This window comes from Pseudomonas sp. MHK4, from assembly GCF_054600775.1.
In genome coordinates this window covers 675,178-694,422 of the sequence record NZ_BAAIAK010000002.1, presented here as the reverse complement: position 1 = coordinate 694,422, position 19,245 = coordinate 675,178, and the positions used below count along the sequence as shown (strand labels likewise).

The 19,245-nt window shown below is 56.6% G+C and carries 21 protein-coding genes and 3 pseudogenes; 14 read left to right on the top strand and 10 right to left on the bottom strand.

What is annotated here, in order from left to right; all coding sequences use genetic code 11:
• Positions 1-87 precede the first annotated feature (87 nt).
• The 5 genes and pseudogenes from ACYP2Q_RS08145 to ACYP2Q_RS08125 form a co-directional block, all read left to right on the top strand.
• Positions 88-753 carry an RraA family protein gene (locus ACYP2Q_RS08145; protein WP_459730005.1) on the top strand — a complete coding sequence of 222 codons (666 nt, stop codon included), beginning with the start codon at positions 88-90 and terminating at the stop codon, positions 751-753.
• A complete protein-coding gene (locus ACYP2Q_RS08140; protein WP_459730004.1) occupies positions 753-1,415 on the top strand; it encodes an RraA family protein in 663 nt (220 codons plus the stop codon). Before ACYP2Q_RS08145 ends, ACYP2Q_RS08140 begins: the two co-directional genes overlap by 1 nt.
• Positions 1,415-2,053 carry an RraA family protein gene (locus tag ACYP2Q_RS08135; protein ID WP_459730003.1) on the top strand — a complete coding sequence of 213 codons (639 nt, stop codon included), beginning with the start codon at positions 1,415-1,417 and terminating at the stop codon, positions 2,051-2,053. Before ACYP2Q_RS08140 ends, ACYP2Q_RS08135 begins: the two co-directional genes overlap by 1 nt.
• Positions 2,050-3,264 carry a pyridoxal phosphate-dependent aminotransferase gene (locus ACYP2Q_RS08130; protein WP_459730002.1) on the top strand — a complete coding sequence of 405 codons (1,215 nt, stop codon included), beginning with the start codon at positions 2,050-2,052 and terminating at the stop codon, positions 3,262-3,264. The genes ACYP2Q_RS08135 and ACYP2Q_RS08130 overlap by 4 nt, the downstream gene beginning before the upstream one ends.
• A 53-nt stretch (positions 3,265-3,317) precedes the next feature.
• A pseudogene (locus tag ACYP2Q_RS08125) lies at positions 3,318-3,410 on the top strand (endonuclease); the annotation flags it as partial.
• A 328-nt stretch (positions 3,411-3,738) separates the two neighbouring features.
• Here ACYP2Q_RS08125 and ACYP2Q_RS08120 read toward each other — a convergent pair.
• Together ACYP2Q_RS08120 and ACYP2Q_RS08115 are read right to left on the bottom strand one after the other, a co-directional pair.
• Entirely contained in the window at positions 3,739-4,116 is a 378-nt protein-coding gene (locus tag ACYP2Q_RS08120; protein ID WP_459730001.1) for an antitoxin Xre-like helix-turn-helix domain-containing protein, read from the bottom strand.
• The gene (locus tag ACYP2Q_RS08115; protein WP_459730000.1) at positions 4,031-4,447 is read right to left on the bottom strand and encodes an MBL fold metallo-hydrolase; all 417 of its coding nucleotides are present in this window, start codon (positions 4,445-4,447) and stop codon (positions 4,031-4,033) included. Before ACYP2Q_RS08115 ends, ACYP2Q_RS08120 begins: the two co-directional genes overlap by 86 nt.
• Before the next feature lie 500 nt (positions 4,448-4,947).
• Here ACYP2Q_RS08115 and ACYP2Q_RS08110 point away from each other — a divergent pair, with 500 nt between their 5' ends.
• The gene (locus ACYP2Q_RS08110; RefSeq protein ID WP_459729999.1) at positions 4,948-5,199 is read left to right on the top strand and encodes an AbrB/MazE/SpoVT family DNA-binding domain-containing protein; all 252 of its coding nucleotides are present in this window, start codon (positions 4,948-4,950) and stop codon (positions 5,197-5,199) included.
• 439 nt (positions 5,200-5,638) lie between these two features.
• Here ACYP2Q_RS08110 and ACYP2Q_RS08105 read toward each other — a convergent pair whose 3' ends face one another.
• The 4 genes from ACYP2Q_RS08105 to ACYP2Q_RS08090 all read right to left on the bottom strand — a co-directional run bounded on the left by ACYP2Q_RS08105 (position 5,639) and on the right by ACYP2Q_RS08090 (position 8,993).
• A complete protein-coding gene (locus ACYP2Q_RS08105; protein WP_459729998.1) occupies positions 5,639-6,355 on the bottom strand; it encodes a hypothetical protein in 717 nt (238 codons plus the stop codon).
• Complete coding sequence (locus tag ACYP2Q_RS08100; protein ID WP_459729997.1) at positions 6,352-7,416, bottom strand: LLM class flavin-dependent oxidoreductase; 1,065 nt, start codon at positions 7,414-7,416, stop codon at positions 6,352-6,354. The genes ACYP2Q_RS08105 and ACYP2Q_RS08100 overlap by 4 nt, the downstream gene beginning before the upstream one ends.
• Positions 7,417-7,419: 3 nt before the next feature.
• Entirely contained in the window at positions 7,420-7,899 is a 480-nt protein-coding gene (locus ACYP2Q_RS08095; protein WP_459729996.1) for a nuclear transport factor 2 family protein, read from the bottom strand.
• Positions 7,900-8,015: 116 nt separating this feature from the next.
• Positions 8,016-8,993: a nuclear transport factor 2 family protein gene (locus ACYP2Q_RS08090; RefSeq protein WP_459729995.1), complete on the bottom strand. Its 978-nt coding sequence runs from the start codon at positions 8,991-8,993 to the stop codon at positions 8,016-8,018.
• Between the two features lie 321 nt (positions 8,994-9,314).
• On the opposite strand from ACYP2Q_RS08090, the gene ACYP2Q_RS08085 reads away from it, so the two are divergent.
• The 8 genes and pseudogenes from ACYP2Q_RS08085 to ACYP2Q_RS08050 all read left to right on the top strand — a co-directional run bounded on the left by ACYP2Q_RS08085 (position 9,315) and on the right by ACYP2Q_RS08050 (position 16,580).
• Positions 9,315-10,304, top strand: coding sequence for an aldo/keto reductase (locus ACYP2Q_RS08085; protein ID WP_459729994.1), 990 nt, complete (start codon positions 9,315-9,317; stop codon positions 10,302-10,304).
• On the top strand, positions 10,301-10,891 hold the full coding sequence (locus ACYP2Q_RS08080; protein WP_459729993.1) for a flavodoxin: 591 nt from the start codon (positions 10,301-10,303) through the stop codon (positions 10,889-10,891). Before ACYP2Q_RS08085 ends, ACYP2Q_RS08080 begins: the two co-directional genes overlap by 4 nt.
• Positions 10,892-10,915: 24 nt before the next feature.
• A complete protein-coding gene (locus ACYP2Q_RS08075; protein WP_459729992.1) occupies positions 10,916-11,908 on the top strand; it encodes an aldo/keto reductase in 993 nt (330 codons plus the stop codon).
• A gap of 59 nt (positions 11,909-11,967) precedes the next feature.
• The gene (locus tag ACYP2Q_RS08070; protein ID WP_459729991.1) at positions 11,968-12,435 is read left to right on the top strand and encodes a (R)-mandelonitrile lyase; all 468 of its coding nucleotides are present in this window, start codon (positions 11,968-11,970) and stop codon (positions 12,433-12,435) included.
• Between the two features lie 223 nt (positions 12,436-12,658).
• Positions 12,659-13,435: a carboxymuconolactone decarboxylase family protein gene (locus ACYP2Q_RS08065; protein ID WP_459729990.1), complete on the top strand. Its 777-nt coding sequence runs from the start codon at positions 12,659-12,661 to the stop codon at positions 13,433-13,435.
• Between the two features lie 124 nt (positions 13,436-13,559).
• Positions 13,560-14,504 carry an alpha/beta hydrolase gene (locus tag ACYP2Q_RS08060; RefSeq protein ID WP_459729989.1) on the top strand — a complete coding sequence of 315 codons (945 nt, stop codon included), beginning with the start codon at positions 13,560-13,562 and terminating at the stop codon, positions 14,502-14,504.
• Between the two features lie 49 nt (positions 14,505-14,553).
• Positions 14,554-15,605 (top strand): annotated as a pseudogene (locus ACYP2Q_RS08055) (alpha/beta hydrolase).
• A gap of 81 nt (positions 15,606-15,686) precedes the next feature.
• A complete protein-coding gene (locus tag ACYP2Q_RS08050) occupies positions 15,687-16,580 on the top strand; it encodes a LysR family transcriptional regulator (RefSeq protein ID WP_459729988.1) in 894 nt (297 codons plus the stop codon).
• A gap of 193 nt (positions 16,581-16,773) precedes the next feature.
• Here the strand turns inward: ACYP2Q_RS08050 and ACYP2Q_RS08045 are convergent, their stop codons facing one another.
• From ACYP2Q_RS08045 to ACYP2Q_RS08030, 4 genes and pseudogenes are all read right to left on the bottom strand, one after another.
• On the bottom strand, positions 16,774-17,202 hold the full coding sequence (locus ACYP2Q_RS08045; RefSeq protein WP_459729987.1) for a Sir2 family NAD-dependent protein deacetylase: 429 nt from the start codon (positions 17,200-17,202) through the stop codon (positions 16,774-16,776).
• 223 nt (positions 17,203-17,425) lie between these two features.
• Positions 17,426-17,628 (bottom strand): annotated as a pseudogene (locus tag ACYP2Q_RS08040) (hypothetical protein); the annotation flags it as partial.
• Between the two features lie 29 nt (positions 17,629-17,657).
• Positions 17,658-17,957 carry a LysR family transcriptional regulator gene (locus tag ACYP2Q_RS08035; RefSeq protein ID WP_459729986.1) on the bottom strand — a complete coding sequence of 100 codons (300 nt, stop codon included), beginning with the start codon at positions 17,955-17,957 and terminating at the stop codon, positions 17,658-17,660.
• Between the two features lie 189 nt (positions 17,958-18,146).
• Complete coding sequence (locus ACYP2Q_RS08030) at positions 18,147-19,148, bottom strand: LLM class oxidoreductase (protein ID WP_459729985.1); 1,002 nt, start codon at positions 19,146-19,148, stop codon at positions 18,147-18,149.
• Positions 19,149-19,245: the final 97 nt, after the last annotated feature.

Sequence of the window (19,245 nt, the reverse complement as noted above, 5' to 3'; positions counted from 1 at the left end):
ACGTATCTGATACTTCTGTAATTAGTAATATACCTATCAAATTGTCTAACTGACACTGGAAGCCTCCGCCACTAAAGGGGCTCCCCCATGACCAATAATAGTTTGCTGGATCGCTTGGCAACGCTAGATACCAATACGGTATCCGACGCGCTCGACTTCCTCGGCCTGCCGGGTGCCACTGTCGGGCTGCGTCCGCTGTGGAACTGCCCGAAGATCGTCGGTCGCGCCAGTACCGTTCTGCTCGCACCTAAATCTGACAACGCCCCCACTGTGCACCTGATTACCCCCGTGGTTGAACAGATCGACACCGACGATCGTGTTCTGGTGATTGCTGGTGGTATCGAAGGCATATCCTGTTGGGGCGACATTCTCGCCAACGCGTCGGCGTGCAAACAGGTACGTGGCACGGTCATCGACGGTTTCAGTCGTGACATCGAAGGCAGCGAATCGATTGGCTACCCGGTTTTTGGCCGTGGGGTCACCATGATCAGCGCGCGCAACCGAGTGGTTCAGATTGACTCCGCCGTGACGATAAACGTCGCCGGCGTCAAGGTCAGTGAAGACGACTACGTCATCGCCGATCAATGCGGAACCGTGTTCGTGCCCCAGGCTTACATCGAGAAGGTTGTGGATCTTGGCGAGCGTATTGCCCGTCGCCAGGACGGCATGGTTGAAGCTGTTCGCAGCGGACGCTCGGTGGCCGAAGTCATGCATGACACCCAGTTCGAAGCTATTCACGTGGAGCGCTCCTGATGAACATCGATGATCAAGCACTGATTGCCCTGTTCGAGGGGCTCGACACGCCTGGCGTCTCTGATGCCATGGACAAGCTTGGCCTGCCGGGTCAATGCCTCGGCATAGCTCCGCTCGACAACTACAGCAAGGTCATCGTCGGCCCGGCGTTCACCGTGCAGTACGTCTCGGCGAGCGTGCCACCCGGCACCGTAGGAGACTTCATCGAAGACGTAGCCGTGGGCGATGTGGTGGTTATCGACAATGGCGGCCGCACTGACTGCACGGTCTGGGGCGACATCATGACCCAGTACGCCGGTAGCCGAAAAATCGCCGCCACGGTCATCGATGGTGTGTGCCGTGACGTTAACAAAGCTCTGGGCGACGGCTATCCGATTTTTAGCAAGGGCCGTTTCATGCGTACAGGTAAAGACCGAGTACAGGTTCAGTCGGTCAACCAGCCGGTGTCGATTGGCACTGCACGGGTCTGCGCCCGAGACATTGTTGTTGCTGACGCCAATGGCGTGGTGATAGTGCCGCGCGACCGGGCCGCTGAAGTGGCCGCCTGTGCCCGCCAAATCGAATCTGTTGAAGCCGACATTCGCACGATGATTGGTCAAGGAAAAACCCTTAAAGAAGCCCGCGACGCGCTGGGCTACCACGGTCTGCAGAGGAAAATCTGATGACTACGCTCACCCTCCCCTTGAATTTCCACGAACGGGCAAAAGTGTTGGGCAGCTCAACACTGTATGAAGCCTCACATCTCCCATGCGCGGTGGACAGTGCAATTCGCCCAGTCTGGGACGGTGCTTTTATCGCCGCACCGGCCTACCCGCTGGAGTGTTCACCAGGTGACAATCTCTCTCTGCACCTGGCGATGGAGCGCGTACCTCGTGGCAGCGTGCTGGTCGTCGGCACCGGTAATTTTATTGCCGGCTACTGGGGCGAAGTGCTCACCGTGGCAGCCGAGGCAGCTGGAGTGGTCGGTTTGATAATTGATGGTGGCGTTCGTGATATTGCGGCCTTGAAAAAGCGACAGTTTCCCGTGTTCGCCCGAGGTATTTCACTCAAAGGCACCGTCAAGGCGAGCGCTCCATCTGTCGGACAAGCTTTCAATTTCGCCGGAGCCATGGTGGCTCCGGGCGATCTGGTGGTAGCTGACGATGATGGCGTCATCATCATTCCCATTGCGGATGCGCCCCGTACCTTTGCTGAAGGGGAAGCCCGAGCTAGCAAGGAAGCTGAGATGATGCAGGCATTGACCGAAGGCCGATCGACTCTTGAACTGATGAACCTGACTGAGTGGAGAAACCGCGCATGACCGCCGATATCCAGCGGCTCAATCAGCGACTGGCGGATGCACAACCTTCCGCAACATACAGAATCATCGATCGGGTGGCTGAGCGCCGGGCGCAAGGTGCAAAAATCATTTCACTCTGCGCCGGCGAGCCTGACTTTGATACACCTAAACATGTGCGTGAAGCGGCGATTCAAGCTATTGAAAACGGCCATACTCGCTACACTCAAGTCGCCGGCGCGCGTTCACTGCGAGAAGCGGTAGCCGCTAAATTCCGTCGCGAGAACGGCCTGGACGTCACTTGGCAAGACACCCTCGTCTGTAACGGTGGAAAGCAGGTGATCTATAACGCCTTGGCCGCGACCCTCAACGAAGGTGACCAGGTCATCGTGCCGGCACCGTACTGGGTCAGCTACCCGGAAATGGTTCAACTGTGCGGCGGTGAAGCGCGGATCGTGACGTGCGATGCTGACACCGGCTTTAAATTGACACCCGCAGCACTGGCCGAGGCGATCAACCCGCAGACCCGATGGCTGATCCTCAATTCGCCGTCTAACCCGACAGGCGCGGTGTACAGCCGGGATGAGTTGCAAGCCCTGGCCGATATCTTGTTGGCACATCCCCACGTGCTGATTCTGGCTGATGACATCTACGAACATCTGATCTTCGATGATCAAGTGTTCCTGACCCTGGCTCAAGTTGAACCGAGACTGGCGCCGCGAACCTTGACCATGAACGGTGTTTCCAAGGCGTATGCCATGACCGGCTGGCGCATCGGCTTTGCGACAGGGCCGCGCTGGCTGTTGGAAGCGATGGAAAAACTGCAGGGGCAACAAACCTCTGGCGCCAGCTCAATCTCACAGCAGGCCGCACTTGCCGCGCTGGAAGGGCCAAAGGATTTCATCCTGGAAAGCCGTGCTGTTTTCCAAAAACGTCGCGATTTGATGGTGGCGCTATTGAACGACACGCCGGGCCTTGAATGCGTCAGCCCAGCAGGTGCGTTTTACGCGTTTGCTTCCTGTGCAGGGCTCATCGGACGAACATCACCATCTGGTCGCGTGTTGCAAACCGATGAGGATGTTGCCCACGCGTTGCTCGATGAAGCAGATGTGGCGGTAGTTCATGGCAGTGCATTTGGCCTTGGCCCCTACATCCGCATTGCCTATGCCCTGGATGACGCATCATTACGCCAGGCTTGTGAGGCCATCCGCGCGTTCTGCACTTCCCTTCGCTAATCCGTTAATGAATGAAGGAACGAAACCTTACCGAGGTCGGGTTTCGTTTTGCCTATGGTCAGGTGTCGACGAAAATCCAAAAAACTTTTGATTCTGAATCTCTGGCCCAGGCGGCGGGGTATTGTAAAGCAGGTAACTGCAAGTAATTGCAGGCGTGTATTGAGGAGTCTACGGAGTGTCCGGCTCATTACAGTGCCATGCTTAGCCGGGCTTCACGGGCTCGAAGGAGCGATAGCAACAATCACCTAAACTGCCTTCCCGGAGTGAAGTGTGCGATGAAGCTAAGTCAGGACTACCCTCTCCAGTCGGTGAATTAGATCAAGGACAGCGCTAGCTCTAACCCTTGTCCCTAAAAACTTAACGTCGCGTTCCAGATCGGCTGACCACTACAGCCTATTGAATCTCACGCAATAACGCCCCGCCCCAATCCGGCAATCAAATCAAACACGGCCTTCGTTTCCACCCTCGTCCTCATCATATCCAGAGGACGCTTCGACCAAGCCCACGAACGTGCGTGCTCATCAATTCCGTTGTAGCGGCAACGTCGTTTTCAAACAGGAAAAGGGCCTGTTCAAACACAGCTATCAATGCGACGAGGCGGTCGCGTTCTACGGTGTTAAACCGCCCTGCTTTCGCCCTACGCGCCAACGTTGTGGGCGGCACACAAATAGACTTGGAGATATCCTTTCGCTGCATCTGCAGCAGGTTCGCTATCCGGTCGAGGAATTCAAAAGGCAGTCCCTCACGAATTAGGTCATGAAGCCTGCTACCGCGTGACGGCAGCCCGAGGATCATCCAAATGCTCTGGAGCGTCTGAGGCCCTGGTTGGTATTCCTTGATCGATGACAGCACATTCACCTCCACCTGAAAACCTAGCATCACCCGACAAGAAGTAGGTAACGTCAGAGGTTCTGACGATGACCGACATGTGACCACGCATATGACCAGGGGTCGGAACAAGCAAGATTCGCTTGTCCTTCGTCAACGGATAGGTCTGCTGGAAAGGGCCAAAGCTTTCGTTCTTGAACTCGATCAAGGTTGGGGCCAGCCACCGAGGAAAATACTGCGGAAGGCAGCCGAAAATGGCACCTTTAAAACTGTTGGCCAGGAGGAAGTTTTCTTTAGTGACAATGATTGGGGTGTGCGGGAAGTGGTTGAGGCCGCCCGCGTGATCGTGATGCATGTGTGTCAGGATCAACGCTTTGATGTCGCGGGCCGGGTTGATACCAGGATGCAGCCGTGAGTTTGGACGTCGCTATTTTTCACGAACCGGCCTATTTCCCAATCGAACAGTAGCGCCTAGATTCCGAATAGGAGTAAATAAATTGCTGTCCCGTCCCGACAAAGACGCGCTCCGCGCAATGCTGGAGTCGCAAGTCCAACAGAAACTACAGCACGACCCAGACGCGGTAACGACTTATGCAGCCCAGCCTGTCCCTGACCGAAAACCGTACACCAGCAAACCCACGGTTCAGGACAAGGCGTTTCACAAGGAGCTCGAGCAGATGCGTGCAGACGCCGAAGCTGGAGTGATACATACGCCTAAGCGCGAGCCGGAAGATGGAGGCGCTCCTAGCCTTAAGCTTGATGATTATCCGGATCTGTAAGGTGCCATTGAGAATCTACAGGCAGGAACTGCTTGCCGGCTCATAGCAACGGAGACCACATGTGAAAAAGCCACCTATGAAAATCATGATCGAAGAATGGGTTGGTGACGGTGCGATTCGAATTCCCGATGAGGCGCTGCAGGAGCTCGAGCTTGATGTCGGCGACTCGTTGTATTTGATAGAGGAGTTTGTCGGCAATACACGCTGCCTTGTCCTATCAAAAACGCCTCAGATTGCGGATCGAGTAGACGAGCTCACTGAAGCCTGGGATAGCGGACAACATGGCAACGCTTGGGAGAAATCAGGCCGCCGCGATTCGCTTGCGTGATTCGTCTCGTCGACCTTCTGGCGTGTCCAGAAAGCATCCCATTTGCATGGCCAGCCCGAACGTTTCAAATCGAAACGGGAGCATCTCGGTTAGAAAAAACGAAGCCCCGGAGGTTCGCGGCTCCAGGGCTTCTATTTTCGCCTCCATCCCTTAATGGTTTGACGAACGTGGCCGGGACATTACCAGCGTCGTTTTGATATTTCACTACGACTTTGGATAAATGTGTTCGATCAGCGAAGCATCAGGGGCGAACGTTGAAACACATACACCCTTAACCGAATGCAGTAGGGTCTGGCTTGCGAGCGATCATCTGGTCACAGGGGTGGAGAACTATTAACAGGAGACGTGGATCGCAGGCGAATCATGTTGAGCAATCGTTGACGAAGCACTTCGTCTTGAAGCTGCTCTGCTGCTCTAGCCGACTCCACAATCACCGTCACTAAAGAGCAATTGGCTGCACCATATTGACCGTTGGGATAGTCGTCCTGACGTCATCGTTGAGTTTCAAGCGCACGGCTCGGAGCTCAGCGGGATTGCCACCAATGCCGGACACAAGTGCCTCGTATGCACGACTTCCCTCCGGGGCAGTCACCAGAGCGGATACCTGCCGCACGTCACTCCCCAATGCGACCCGTAACTGGCCATCTGAATCGGTGATGCCACCAAGCTCGGCATGCACCCATGCCAGCACGCGGTTAGTCGACCAAGAGGTCTCGTACTCAAGTCTCCTATTGGGAAGGATCGGCGTCTTGTCGATCGCACTGAAACGTGGGTCACCCATTGCGAATTCGATCCGCGTCTCGTAGCTGATGATTGATCCATGCATATCCAGTTGGTCGGGCGCCTGATACGCCACAACCATGCTCAGCAAGCCGTCTCCGTTTTCGGCGGTCGAAAAATTGGAATGAACGATGTGATGAGAACTGATCACATCGGGCACGGCGGCGAACCAGGCCACGAGGCTCTCATGGTCGCGCGCGAAAAGGTGATTCCCTCGGTGGCCGGATAGCTGTACCTGCGGGTGAAACATTTTCAGATGTGCGTCGAGTTCCCCTCCAGGCGCCTCCAGAAAGGCGAACCATCGATGGGCAAGGTGAAGTGCGACATGATGCCTGCCTGTCATCGGTGGCTGAGTGACTATCTGTGCTCCAGTCATGGGTGCGCTCCTGCTTTCTCCTGCTCAGCGGGAGCAACCGGCAAAGATCCAATCTCATCCATCGCGTCGCTAATGGCATTGATGGCGTTCAGCCGCGCCGACTCACCTGGCATCATCAGGTTGATCATCACCTCGTCAGTGCCGTAGGCGTCCGCTAGTCCACGAAGCTGGGTAACAACTTGGGAGGCCGTTCCGAAAATGAGCCTGCCCTTGTTGCGCTCGCGCACAGCCAGTTCGTCAGATGTCCAGCGATGCTCACGAGTGGTGGCGAGCGAAGGTATCCGCTCGAACGGGTTCGCGCTCTCCGCATAGGTAAGCCAGAGGTGGAATGCGTCGGCGAACTCCCTTGCCTGGGCCTCGCTTTCGCCGACCGCCACAAAGACCGCCGTGATAACCGAGGGATCCGGGGAAAAGTCGCTTGGTTGGAACGCAGCACGGTAGGTTTTGGCCGCTAGAGGGCCGTCGCTGCGCGGGTTGATAAAGTGGGCGAAGGTGAAACCGAGACCTGCCTGCGCAGCAATCTCCGCTGTCGCACCGGACGCGCCAAGCACAAAGGGTTGAGGTCTATCTCGGGTCTCGGGATGTGCGCGCATACCCGCATACGGCGAGCCTGGCATGTGACGTCCAGTGACGAAGCCCAGCAGATCGGAAACCTTGCGGGAATATGAAATCGACTCGCTCTTCTCATCGTTGAGCGCCATGCTCGTACGACGGTCGGCGCCCGGAGCACGGCCGAAGCCGAGATCGATCCGACCCGGGAACAGCGCCTCGAGGAGCTGATAGTTCTCGGCAATCTTCAGGCTGCTGTAGTTGGGCAGTAGCACGCCACCGGAGCCCACCCGGATCGCCTTCGTCGCCGAAGCGATGCGCGACATAAGTATTTCCGGCGAATTGCTGGCGGTAGCCGGAGCGCCATGGTGCTCCGATACCCAAAATCGTTTGAATCCTTTCTCTTCCGCACACTGTGCCAGGCGTACGCTGGCCGCAAGTGCATCGACCGGGAGAAGACCCTCATCGACGGGGGAATAATCCAGAATGCTAAGCTTTATTGGTTTCGACACTGATCACGCCCCTTTAGCCTGTTCAACTGCCTGCTCGTCACTGGTGTTGCTTGCTGGCCAGACGACTTCCAGGCGGGTGTGGGTGATGCGCCATTCGCCGTCAATACGTTTGTACTCATCGGCGTAGATGCCAAGCAGCAGCAACGGATTAGGGTCAGGCTTTGAGGCGGTTTCGAAATCGATCAAATAGCAGCGGCCTAGTGCGGTATCCGGCCCGGTGAGCTTGACCCAGTGGTTAGTGATCGCATGCATGAAGGGATAGCTTCCCCGATGATCCCGATCGTACAACTTGAATGCTTCATTCAGACCGACTCGAATGGCGTCGATGCCTTCCATCTTGCCGACGGTGACGTCCACCACCGCATCCGCGGAGAAGACCTGGTCGAGAGCGGCTATGTTGTTGCTGTCCAGGTGGTGCGCGTAGATAGTTCTGAGGTTGCGAATTTCTTCACGATCAAGCAGCCCTTTGAGATTGATGTCCATGGTAAGTGACCTCTGTATTTAATTAATGGTTAGCGGGGAAATCAGATACTCCCCTTTGCTTTAGCGCTTGTGGTGAGCCGCCCCCCGATGACGGACGCTTAGGAAGTTGCTGGGCATTAGGCGTGGGTGACGCCAATTTCGAATGCCGGGGCCTCTGCGGTGGTAAACCAACCTGGCCGGTAATCGCTCCAGCAGATACGCCACTGGCCATCGTCTTCGCGTCGCGCGCGGATCTGGTAGTGGGCGCCATAGAGCGAGTGTCCCTGCGCATCGACCGGACGCTCCGGGATGATCCGTGCGACGATCACTTGCGCATGCCGGCCATCGGCCTCGATCTCCAGCCGCACCACATCGGCGAAGTGCTGCATCCACGGCCAAAGCCGTCGAAAGCTTTTGAGCTGACCGACAATGGCATGCCGCCCTTGCAAGGGCCCGATCGGAGCGAAGCCACCTGCCGCGTCGTCCGTATAGCAATCACTTAGTAATGCGATGTCGCCTTGGTCGATAGCCCAAGAATATTTGCTGTAGAGCTCGCGCACGGCAACTTCCGCATCGGCTTGCGGCAGAGCATTGCCGATCAATGCCCATGGGGAATCCAGCTCACTTACGATCATCGGCGGGACATCGCCTAACTCCCATCCCGCGTCGCTCGGCGGTATGCGCCAATGCGCTGCTAATGGCAGGTCACCTTTGCACCAGTTCACATTAATGCGGGCGTTGGCCAGCATCCAGCGGCCGTCATTCCCATGGAACTGGAACCGAAGCACCACACTGGCCCCGAACAGCAAACGTTGTTGACCACGGCCGAACAGGCCATAGACATAGGCGCTAGCAACTGCCTGCCCGTTCCTACCGACTACAATCGCGTGATTGCTGGTACGCATCCATAAGAGGGCTGAGGCGTCGGCGGCCAGCAAACGGCGCCAATCGGCGATGCCCCTGCCTTCGCCATGCTGACTGCTTTTCAGCATGGCGGTCTTGGCCAGCACTGGGGTGAGCGTGTGCCACTCTCCGTCCGACCAAGCGGCGAAAAAATCATCCATCACAGAGGTCAACGCCGAACGTGCCTCTGCTTCAATGAGGGGAAAGGACATGACAGCTCCAAATCAGTAGAGCCATCACTTTAATGATGTTCGAATGAAAGATAATCTAGGATCAATTCCAAACATTTTAGCTTCGCAGGATGAAATATCACTGCCGCTCGTGTTTGAATGTGTCGATCGATGCCGTCGGTGTGAAGGATGTATCTGACACAGCGAAATGGTTGCTTAAACTTAGGACAACCCAATAAATGTATTTTTCATCCCTATTGAGACTCATGAGCACATCTCACTAACCTTTGCCGATTTACCCGTCTAGTCCATATTCGTAAGCTCGCTTACTGTTCCCCCCACGCTAAACGTCGGGAGATCGAAATGCACAAGCGCACGCTCGGAAACAGTTCACTTGAAGTGTCAGCTTTGGGTTTAGGCTGCATGGGCTTGAGCCATGGCTACGGCCCCGCCACGGATACCCAGCAAGCCATCTCGTTGATTCGCTCGGCAGTTGATCTAGGTGTCACGTTCTTCGATACCGCCGAGTTTTACGGCCCCTATCTCAATGAGCAAGTTGTCGGCGAGGCGCTGGCGCCAGTTCGCGATCAGATCGTGATCGCCACAAAATTCGGCTTCGCCGTCGGCGCCGACAATACAAAGCAGACTCTGGACAGTCGGCCTGAGCGTATTCGACTCGCCGTCGAGGGATCGTTGCGTCGATTGAAGACCGATTACATCGATTTGCTGTATCAGCACCGGGTTGATCCAAACGTGCCCATCGAGGACGTCGCCGGTGTGGTAAAGGATCTAATTGGTGAAGGCAAGGTCAAGCACTTCGGTCTGTCGGAGGCTAGTGCGCAAACCATCCGCCGCGCCCATGCGGTACGACAGGTCACAGCGCTGCAAAGCGAATACTCGCTGTGGTGGCGCGAGCCTGAGAAGGAGATCTTGCCGACGCTTTGGGAGCTGGGTATTGGCTTCGTGCCGTTCAGCCCGCTAGGTAAGGGTTTTCTCACCGGCACCGTTTCGGCAGAGGCCACTTACGGCAGTGACGATTTCCGCAGCATCGTCCCGCGTTTCAGCCAGTCGGCGCTGCAAGCCAATCAAGGTCTGGTGGTGTTGATCCGACAGATCGCCGCGCAGAAACAAGCCACCCCGGCGCAGATCGCGCTGGCCTGGCTACTGGCGCAGGCACCGTGGATTGTGCCGATTCCGGGAACGACCAAACTGCATCGTCTGGAAGAAAACCTCGGCGGCGCGGACATCACGCTCGATGCGGACGACCTCAAAGCGATTGATGTTGCGCTGGCGCAGATCCGCATCGAAGGCGAGCGTTATCCCGAGGCACTCAAGGCACGCGTCGGGCGATGAGCAACGATCACAACCCGCTGCGGCGTACGGTCATCGCCGCACTTGCGAGCGCGCCGCTACTATCGCTTGCTGACACGCAAACCACCAGTGAAACACCGCGTTCAGGCTCCCGAATTCTGGTGGCGTACTTTTCTCGCTCCGGCAATACACGCGTGGTCGCCGGGCTGATTCAACGTGGCCTCGGTGCCGACCTCTTCGAGATTCGCCCGGCCCACGCCTACCCCGAGGACTATCTGCAAACCGTGGAACAGGCGCGACAGGAGCGTGACAACGGGTTCGAGCCCGATCTGCAAAGCAAGGTTCACGCACTCAACGAGTACGACACGATTTATCTCGGCTTTCCGATCTGGGGTGAAACTGCTCCACCAATCATCCGTGCATTTTTGAGTGCTCACGACCTGACCGGCAAGACCCTCATCCCCTTCAACACCCACGGTGGTTATGGCTTGGGCAACAGCCGCAGCGTTCTCCTAAAACATGCGCCGAAAGCAAAAGTGCTGGAGGGCTTTGTGATGGAGGGGGAGCAGGAGCGCAAGACCATGGAGCGCGTGAACGGTTGGCTGAGCGATCACCCCATCACGCGTTAATCGAATTCTGTACGGAGTGACATCATGAAAATCCGCACGCTGGGCAACGGCCTTGAAGTTTCCGCACTGGGCCTGGGCTGCATGAGCATGACCTCGGCCTACGGGCCTGCCGCCGACAAAGCCACCATGATCAAGTTGATTCATTCGGCCCATGAGCAAGGCGTCACCCTATTCGACACCGCCGAGGCGTATGGCCCTTTCGCCAATGAAGAGCTGCTGGGTGAAGCCTTACAGCCGATCCGCGAAAAAGTGGTGATCGCCACAAAGTTCGGCTTCGATATTGACTTGATCACTGGCGCACGTGGCGGCGGCACCAATAGCCGCCCGGAACACATACGCGCTGTGGCAGAGGCATCGTTGAAGCGTTTACGTACTGACTGCATCGACCTGTTTTATCAGCATCGCGTTGATCCACAGGTGCCGATTGAAGACGTGGCCGGCGCCGTTAAGGATTTGATCGCCGAGGGAAAGGTCAAGCATTTCGGTCTGTCCGAGGTGGGCGTGCATACTATTCGCCGGGCACATGCGGTGCAGCCAGTGACGGCGGTGCAGAGCGAATATTCGCTGTTCTGGCGTGGCCCGGAACAGGAACTCCTTGGGGCACTGGAGGAACTGGGTATTGGCTTCGTTCCGTTCAGTCCACTTGGCGCAGGTTTCCTCACGGGGCAGATCGATCAGAACACCCAGTTTGACGCCAGCGACTTCCGCAATTTTGTCCCCCGTTTTTCTCCTGAGGTGCGTAAGGCCAACCTGGCGTTGGTCGAGGTGATCAAAGTCGTCGCGCAACGCAAAAACGCCACGCCAGCGCAAGTGGCACTAGCATGGTTGTTGGCACAGAAGCCCTGGATTGTGCCAATCCCTGGAACGACAAAACAGCATCGACTGGAAGAGAATCTGGGTGCGGCTGAACTGCAACTGACGGGTGACGATCTGCGCGTAATCAACGAGCAGATGGCGCAGATTCAAGTCCTCGGTGAACGCCTGCCTGAGTCGGCGCTGAAGATGACCGGACTCTGAGTCTGCCCAACGCGGCTCCGCGTGCGGAGCCGATTCATTGCCTGACCGGAGTTGATCCAATGAACCGATTGATCGCACCACTGGTTGCTTTTTCACTTATGACTGCCGAGTCGCAGGCCGGCAGCGAAATCCGCATAACCCCGAACGGCTCGCAGCCTTCGATTAAGGGCGCGGCGGAAACCTTTACGGGCACGGTGCGCATTGATGGCCTGTTCAAGGGAGAACTGCCAGCACGCATCGGCGGCGGCACGGTAACCTTCGAACCCGGCGCACGAACTGCGTGGCACACCCATCCACTCGGGCAAACGCTGATCGTCACAGCTGGTGTCGGCTACGTGCAGCAAGAGGGTGGCCCGCGTCAGGAAATTCGTCCAGGAGACATTGTCTGGATTCCGCCAAATACTCGCCACTGGCATGGCGCCACGGTCAGCAACGGCATGACGCACATAGCGATTGCTGAAGCCGAGCAAGGCAAGACTGTCACTTGGGCGGAAAAAGTCTCTGAGGCGCAATACGCTGGTAAATGAAGTTACGAAATGTGTCGGACGCTCTTGTCTGACACCTTCGCAGAGATCCATTACATCACCTTCAAGGCCCGCTTCTGCGGGGTGCGAAGGGTATTCAACTAGCATCTCTCAGCCGACTCATGAGTTCTGCTCAGGAGTCCTTGCGCAATATCGGGGTTAATCGCCCCAACCATCCTCCGTACGATCCAGCGACACCGCAACGACTCGCAATGGATAGAGCCTCATGATGACCAGTGACGCAAGCAAGACCACTGCCCTCTCCGCACTGTTGATGCTCTGTTTGAGCGCTGGTGCGATGTTCAGCATGACCACTCAAGCAGCCGAGGCATCGCAAACCGTGACGAACACGCCCGCCAGCTCAGAAACACTGTCGACCCGACAGCAAGCGATTCCCCTGATGGCCGCGTTTATGGCGACTAGCGACATGCCTAGCCTGAACGCAGCCCTCAACCAAGGATTCGATGCGGGCCTGAGCGTCAGCGAAGCTCGGGAAATTCTGGTGCAGCTCTACGCCTACGTCGGTTTCCCACGCAGCCTCAACGCCTTGAACGAGCTGATGACGGTGGTGCAGGCGCGCAAACAGCGCGGCATTGCAGATGCGCCGGGGCGTGAGCCGAGCCGGGCGATTCCGGTCGGGGCTGAGTTGTTGGTGGCGGGTACGGCGAATCAAACCAAGATCTCCGGCGCCCCGGTCAAAGGCCCGGTGTTCGAGTTCGCCCCAGTGATCAACCAGTTTCTGCAAACCCACCTGTTCGGCGACATCTTCGAGCGCGACAACCTCGACTGGCAAAGCCGCGAACTGGCCACCGTCGGGGCGCTGGCAGCGACGCCGGGCGTGGAATCGCAACTCCGCTCGCACATGCTGGCGAGCCTTCGTGTCGGACTCAGCGCGGCGCAGTTGCGTCAAGTGACCGATTTATTGAAAAAGCACGGTGATGCCCAGACCGCCGAGCGTGCGAGTACAGCGCTGGCTCAAGCCCTCGCAGCTTCGGGGAAATAAAATGACCGCTAAAAAATTGTTGGGTATCACCCTCCTTAGCCTTTTGGCAGCTTGCGCAAACCAACCCGATAGTTCCGGCCCACTGATAATTGAAAAGCAAGGCAGCTTCGCCGCTGGCGGAACGATGACGACTGCACCAGGTACGTTCAACCCGCGCAAACCAATGACGCCCGACGGCCAAACCTATCACGGTGACCACGCCTACGCTTTCTACCAAATCCCGGTCGATGCGCGAAAACTGCCCATCGTCATGTGGCATGGCGCGGGTCAGTTCTCCAAAACCTGGGAAACCACCGCCGATGGCCGCGAGGGTTTTCAGAACATTTTTCTGCGCCGTCACTACGGCGTTTATCTGATCGATCAGCCACGGCGTGGTGATGCCGGGCGCAGCATGGTCGAGACCACAATCAAGCCGACGCCGGACGAACAACTGTGGTTCAACCAGTTCCGCATTGGCCTGTGGCCCAACTACTTCAACGGCGTGCAAGTGGCACAGGATGCCCAGACCCGCGAGCAGTTTTTCCGGGCAATGACGCCGAACACCGGGCCGTTTGATATGGGCGTGGTCTCTGATGGCGTATCGGCGATTTTTGACAAGATTGGCCCCGGCATCCTTTTTACACACTCACAGGGTGGCGGGCCGGGCTGGTTGACGGCGATCAAGAACGACAAGGTCAAAGCCATCGTGGCGTTCGAACCGGGCAGCAGTTTCGTGTTTGCTCAAGGTGAAGTGCCGGCGCCGATCCCCAGCGCGTTCGACACGGTGCAAGGCGCAGCGGTGCCGATGGAGCAGTTCATGGCTCTTACGCGCATTCCGATTCTGATCCTCTACGGCGACAACATCCCGGAACAGGCCGTCGACCTGCCTGCTCAGGACAGTTGGCGCGCTCGCCTGAAGATGGCCCGGCTATGGCGTGACGCGGTCAATCGGCACGGTGGCGATGTACGACTGATCCACTTGCCCGAGACCGGCATCAACGGCAATACCCACTTCCCCATGTCGGATCTGAACAACGTGCAGATCGCTGATCTGGTGTCGCAATTCCTCAAAGAAAAACAGCTGGACTGATCCGCCCCTTCTTTCGACTGCCTCCCTTTTGATTGCTCAGGAGTTTCACGTGAAAAACACTCTCAAAGCCACGCTCATGTCGGCATTGGTCGGTCTATCTACCGGTGAAGCCTTGGCCGCCGACTACAAAAAAAACCCGTTCACGCTGGCCTTGACGACGCGATCACTAGGAACGAACCGGGCAAGGTCAACATCCACCCGGTCAGCTACAAGCTCAATGGTCTGGACATCGCCGCCAACGTTTACACCCCGGCCAATTACGATGCGAAGAAGACCTACCCGACAGTGGTCGTCGCGCACCCCAATGGTGGTGTGAAAGAACAAGTCGCCGGCCTGTACGCCCAACGTCTGGCCGAACAGGGCTACATCACCATAACCGCCGACGCGGCGTACCAGGGCGCCAGCGGTGGTCAACCGCGCAGCATCGATAAACCCTCGTATCGCATTGAAGACATCCACGGCATGGCTGATTTCATCAGCCAGTTTGCAGGCGTCGACGACAAACGCCTGGGCCTGCTCGGTATTTGTGGTGGTGGCGGTTACTCATTAGCTGCGGCGCAAACCGACAAACGCTTCAAATCGCTGGCGACAGTGAGCATGTTCAACTCGGGCCTGGTGCGTCGCAACGGCTATAACGACTCGCAAAAGGACAGCATTCAACAACGTTTGCAGCAGGCGTCGGCGGCACGTGCGCAAGAAGCAGCCGGTGGTGCGGTGCTGTATTCCGGTGATGCCAACCTCACCGATGAACAGATTGCCAAGCTGCCCTTCGAGCTGTATCGCCAAGGCTACGAATACTACTGGAAGACCCACGCACACCCGAACTCGACCTTCAAATACACCACCAGCAGCCTGCTGGATCTGATGCGTTTCGACGCCACCGACCATATCGAACTGATCAACCAACCGTTGCTGATGATCGCCGGCAGCAAGGCCGACAGCCTGTACATGACCCAGGATACGTTCCCCAAAGCCACCGGCACCAAGGACAAGGAAATGTTCATCCTCGACGGCGCCACGCATATTGAAACCTATTGGGTGCCACGCTATGTCGACGCCGCAATTGGTAAACTGACGACGTTTTACGCTCGCACCCTGTAATGAGGTCTCTGAGGGTCGCGCATCTGTGCGCAACCTGCTTTCATGGAATGATCACGCGTCCCTCATGAGAGGCTCTCATCAATGTCCCGCGCTAATCTCAATGATCTGCAAGCCTTCGTGGCCATCACCCGCGAGGGCAGCTTCACCCGTGCCGCTGCACAGTTGGGCGTCTCTCAGTCGGCGTTGAGTCATACCATGCGTGCGCTGGAAAGCCGGCTCGGGGTACGCCTTTTGACGCGCACCACCCGCAGCGTTTCGCCAACCGAAGCAGGTCAGCGGCTTTATCAATCGATGGCGCCGCGCTTTGACGAGATCGAATTGGAACTGGCCGCCGTCAGCGAGTTTCGCGTCACTCCCGCCGGCAATGTTCGCATCCAGGCGTCCGAGCATGCTGCGAACAATATTCTCTGGCCAAAGCTGTTGAGGGTGCTGCCTGACTACCCGGACATCAAGGTCGAAATCACCGTCGATTACGCCCTTTCCGACATCGTCGCGCAGCGGTATGACGCGGGGGTGCGCCTGGGCGAACAGGTAGCCAAGGACATGATTGCCGTACCGATTGGGCCATCGCTGCGAATCGCAGTGGTGGGCTCGCCCGAATATTTCAAAGGGCGACAAATCCCCAAGGAGCCAGCGGATCTGTCCGCGCACAACTGCATTAATCTACGTCTCCCGACTCATGGGAGCCTCTTGCAGTGGGATTTCGAAAAGGACGGGCACGAGCTCAAGGCACGCGTAGAGGGGCAGTGGACATTCAACAGCAGCGTGCCAATTTTGCGTGCGGCTGTGGCGGGATGTGGCTTGGCGTTTCTGCCAGAAGACATGGTAGCCAACGAACTAGCGGGGGGCAGTCTCGTGCGGGTTCTGGAAGATTGGTGCCAGCCTTTCGCGGGCTACCATCTTTACTATCCGAATCGACGTGAGCATTCATCCGCATTTGGCGTTGTGGTTGACGCATTAGTTTATAAACAATGAGCGATGGGCAGAGGTTGCCTAATTATGGCGTGCCCCTACAGCGCAAGCGGAGCGCGCCGGCCCACGATGGGCCAAAGGCTTGAGAATGAAAGCCCGTAGGGCCAAAACTTGACGTAGTCAGGGTTTGGTTTCACGCCAGCCGCACCCCGAAGGGGGCAAGCCCAAAGCAGAAGTAATGTGAAACGTCCACGAACTACGAGGCAGGAAGGTCACCGAAGGCCTCGAGAAACATTCTCTCCATGACGACCGAGGCAGCGCCTTCGAGAAAGTGCTCCTGATTGCTGATATCGAACCGCACAGGATTGATATGAATGACCGTCGCACCGTGACCCAAAGCACGTATCGGAAGCTCCGCAGCCGGGTAAACAATCCCGGACGTACCAATCGAAAGGAAAACATCGCAACCCTTTGCAGCTGCGAGACCTACGCTCCATGCGTCCTCAGGCAGCATCTCCCCGAACCAAACTACACCAGGTCGAACATACCCGTTGCAGGCACTACATCGCGGCGGCTCCATCCGACGTCCATCCTCCGGCAGCGCGTCAGGTGGGAGGGGTAACGTATGCGCCAGCCCGCACTCGATGCACCGAGGCGAATGCAGGCTGCCATGTGGATGAACCACATCCTAGCTGCCGGCTCGTGCATGGAGATCATCAACAATCATCGGGCCTGGCGGTAACTTCTCATCCTTACCCTCCTAACCGCCGGTAGCCGAGTTAAGATCGTCAGCAGGCAAACCTTTGCTCACTCTAAAAAACCCCCGCAACCGGGATGCGGTGCGAGGTAAAAATTGGCTGGTTGCGGCCAACCAATGGAGCTCTATAAAAAACGCCTACGGGCCAGGTTCAGATGCATTTCTGTATGGCGCGTTTAAAACTCGAAAGCAGGAGGTTCGAGGCCAGCAAATACAGCTCGTCGATGAACACCTTGCCGCTGTTCTCATAGACTTCCAGCACGTTGCCCGCCGAAACTTTGCCCGGCAATACGACCCCTGGCTTCGCTGGGTCTGCGAAACGGTCGGGTTCAACGCGCAGCCCTGCAATGTCGGTGCATTGAGCATAGGGTTTATTGCGCCATTCAGTGCCGATACTTGCCTGGTTTAAATTGCCCCACAAGGGCACTCAACGAAGTCAGAATTGGTAACAGACTCTCAGCAATTGAGTCTGCCTTCGTAGTGGGTCGCATGCCTCCATCACGACGAACAAACAGCTGATCGCAAAAACAGATCCGCATTTCAGCCAATGCATTGCTAATTGCTGGCTGCTTTACTCCCAAGATGCAAGCGGCAGTGCTGACGCTGGCCTCACGATAAACTGTCATAAATATAATGAGCTTGTTTACATCAATTGCCCGAAGCCCTGCCAAATCAAGCAGCATAAATACTCCAACCATACTTCGGCTTGCGATATTGACCGAATCGTTTGTAATGAAAAAAGTCACTATTTAGACCAACCACCCTCCCCCCTTTAGGGAGCAATAGCTGTCGGTTCTACTTTCGAACAATGCCTCCCAACCTTTGCCTTGCTAGAAGCGGCATCGACTGACTTTGCGCAATTGCTTAATCTTTCAATGTGTCGGGAAGAGTGGCAGGACATCGGCAGCTAACTCATCCATCACCTCGATATAGGGGCGTCGGCTGACCTTGGGGTTGAGGGCAACGTGATTGATACCCACCGACTTAACCGCTTCAAGAAATCCAATCAACGAACGCCGACCAGCACGGAAGCCTCCAGGCATGCGACGTAAAGGCGCATCGGCATCATCGGCCAAGTCCAGGAATGCCCCAACACCTAGCGGTTTGAAATAACCTTTCCCTAGGCTTCGCTCAACGGCGATTCGCCACTGCTCCGCGACCGTCGATAAGTAGTCTGGATCAGGCGCCGCACGAATGAGTCCGTCGAGGTTCTCTGCAATCCATTCAAGACTTTGTTGTGCTTGGCCGATGGCGATTGTGGGAGAGCGGTCGACAACAGGTTTGGGGATAAGCTCGAACTGCCCATTCAAGCGACCGAAGCGAGGCGAGTCGTATACCGGAAAGCGTTCTTCCGTAACTGTTCGGAATACTGTGTAGGCCTCACGAAATCGATCTCCGCGGGAATCATAATCCACACCGAATAAGGGATACTCAGCAGGTCGGTCACCCGATGAAATTCCCAGCATCATTCTTCCGGCCGAAAGATGGTCGAGCGAAGCAATTTGTTTGGCAAGTATCAGTGGCTCCCGTAACGGCAAAACAACGCCCGCTGTACCGAGAGTGATGTTATGCGTTACGGCCGCAAGGTAACCAATGTAAGCGATTGGATCGAAGACTTGAGCGACATCACCGTACGTGGGGTCGTAAAAAGGAACATCTCGTAACCAGAGCGCTGCAAAGCCGAGCTTGTCAGCTCTAATTGCCATTGACGTATGATCTTCCATGGTCGGCGCCGGCCTGCCTGGATGGGTTTCCAGAGGCATGATCAGGCCGATGGTCAACTCCTGGGGTGCGAACAACCGACGGTAACCGGGGTGTTGATTCAGACGGTAGATGGGCTTCTGAATCTCGTCAGGCAATAGTGCAGAACTCATTCGTCCACTCCTACTTTAGGGAACGAAGATATTCTATTCCTGTATGATTTGATGATTAAGCCGATTAAATTCCACACATTGAAGCCCTGGATTCTAA

Bases quoted from the DNA above. Each gene is read 5' to 3' on its own strand.
- ACYP2Q_RS08145 (WP_459730005.1), top strand. From the start codon at position 88: ATGACCAATAATAGTTTGCTGGATCGCTTGGCAACGCTAGATACCAAT.
- ACYP2Q_RS08140 (WP_459730004.1), top strand. From the start codon at position 753: ATGAACATCGATGATCAAGCACTGATTGCCCTGTTCGAGGGGCTCGAC.
- ACYP2Q_RS08135 (WP_459730003.1), top strand. From the start codon at position 1,415: ATGACTACGCTCACCCTCCCCTTGAATTTCCACGAACGGGCAAAAGTG.
- ACYP2Q_RS08130 (WP_459730002.1), top strand. From the start codon at position 2,050: ATGACCGCCGATATCCAGCGGCTCAATCAGCGACTGGCGGATGCACAA.
- ACYP2Q_RS08115 (WP_459730000.1), bottom strand. From the start codon at position 4,447: ATGCATCACGATCACGCGGGCGGCCTCAACCACTTCCCGCACACCCCA.
- ACYP2Q_RS08110 (WP_459729999.1), top strand. From the start codon at position 4,948: ATGAAAATCATGATCGAAGAATGGGTTGGTGACGGTGCGATTCGAATT.
- ACYP2Q_RS08105 (WP_459729998.1), bottom strand. From the start codon at position 6,355: ATGACTGGAGCACAGATAGTCACTCAGCCACCGATGACAGGCAGGCAT.
- ACYP2Q_RS08095 (WP_459729996.1), bottom strand. From the start codon at position 7,899: ATGGACATCAATCTCAAAGGGCTGCTTGATCGTGAAGAAATTCGCAAC.
- ACYP2Q_RS08090 (WP_459729995.1), bottom strand. From the start codon at position 8,993: ATGTCCTTTCCCCTCATTGAAGCAGAGGCACGTTCGGCGTTGACCTCT.
- ACYP2Q_RS08085 (WP_459729994.1), top strand. From the start codon at position 9,315: ATGCACAAGCGCACGCTCGGAAACAGTTCACTTGAAGTGTCAGCTTTG.
- ACYP2Q_RS08080 (WP_459729993.1), top strand. From the start codon at position 10,301: ATGAGCAACGATCACAACCCGCTGCGGCGTACGGTCATCGCCGCACTT.
- ACYP2Q_RS08075 (WP_459729992.1), top strand. From the start codon at position 10,916: ATGAAAATCCGCACGCTGGGCAACGGCCTTGAAGTTTCCGCACTGGGC.
- ACYP2Q_RS08070 (WP_459729991.1), top strand. From the start codon at position 11,968: ATGAACCGATTGATCGCACCACTGGTTGCTTTTTCACTTATGACTGCC.
- ACYP2Q_RS08065 (WP_459729990.1), top strand. From the start codon at position 12,659: ATGATGACCAGTGACGCAAGCAAGACCACTGCCCTCTCCGCACTGTTG.
- ACYP2Q_RS08060 (WP_459729989.1), top strand. From the start codon at position 13,560: ATGACGACTGCACCAGGTACGTTCAACCCGCGCAAACCAATGACGCCC.
- ACYP2Q_RS08050 (WP_459729988.1), top strand. From the start codon at position 15,687: ATGTCCCGCGCTAATCTCAATGATCTGCAAGCCTTCGTGGCCATCACC.
- ACYP2Q_RS08035 (WP_459729986.1), bottom strand. From the start codon at position 17,957: ATGCTGCTTGATTTGGCAGGGCTTCGGGCAATTGATGTAAACAAGCTC.
- ACYP2Q_RS08030 (WP_459729985.1), bottom strand. From the start codon at position 19,148: ATGAGTTCTGCACTATTGCCTGACGAGATTCAGAAGCCCATCTACCGT.